The 991-nt window shown below is 49.5% G+C and carries 1 pseudogene; it reads left to right on the forward strand.

The annotated features are described in order from the left end of the window. Positions 1 to 4: 4 nt before the first annotated feature. A pseudogene (locus KT99_RS19880) lies at positions 5 to 991 on the forward strand (immune inhibitor A domain-containing protein); the annotation flags it as partial.

Raw genomic sequence — 991 nt, forward strand, 5'->3', positions numbered from 1 at the left:
GTGAGCGTTTCATTTTACCGGTAATGTTAAAGGCTGGTTCACCGCTGAAAATAATGCCGCCTTCTATGGTGGTAACGATGCCGATAATAACGATGATGATATGGCTGTGCCTGAACTGGTAAAAGAAGCCGTGACTCTGGCCCTGACTAACATGTCAGCTGCCGAATTAGCCAGCTATGATGTGGAAGATCCATTCGATGTCGATGGCGACGGCAACTTCGATGAACCGGATGGCGATATCGATCATGTGATGCTGTTTCATTCCAGCATAGGTGAAGAAGCCGGCGGTGGCGTGCTCGGCGATGACGCCATCTGGTCACATAGATTCTTTGTTTATACCGGTAATACGCCTGGATACACCATTCCTGGTACGGGTAAGAAGGTGTTTGGTTATACGGTGCAGCCGATTGATGCCGCAGCGGGTGTGGTGGTACACGAGTTTGGCCACGATCTGGGGTTACCCGATGAATATGATACCAGTAATACAGGTGATGGCTCTCCGGTCGGCTCTTGGTCTGTGATGTCCGGCGGTAGCTGGACAGGTAGTATTGCGGGAACTGAGCCAATAGGTTTTAGCCCCTATGCACGCTCTTATCTGCAGGACAGATATAAGGGACGTTGGATCAACGAGCTGGAAGTCTTGCTTAGCAGCATAGGCACATCGGGATTGGATGTGGTCATTAATGAGGCGATAAATCACTCATTGGTGAATCAGATCTCTATTCCACTGCCAGCGGCGACGATTCCTTTCAAGCAGCCTTATGGCGGTAGCTACCAATACTACTCTGGCCAGGGGCATCTGATTAACAATGCCCTGTCATTCGAAATTGACTTGCCAAGCTCGACGCCACTCACCCTGATAATGAAAGCCCATTGGAATATCGAAGAGGACTATGACTATGCTCACGTCATGGTCGATAGTGTGGTGATTGCCGGTAACTATACCAAGCTAGCAACACGATTAATACGGCTCGAGACATCATCAGCGGAA

The sequence above is a fragment of the Shewanella benthica KT99 genome (assembly GCF_000172075.1).
Classification (GTDB): domain Bacteria; phylum Pseudomonadota; class Gammaproteobacteria; order Enterobacterales; family Shewanellaceae; genus Shewanella; species Shewanella benthica_A.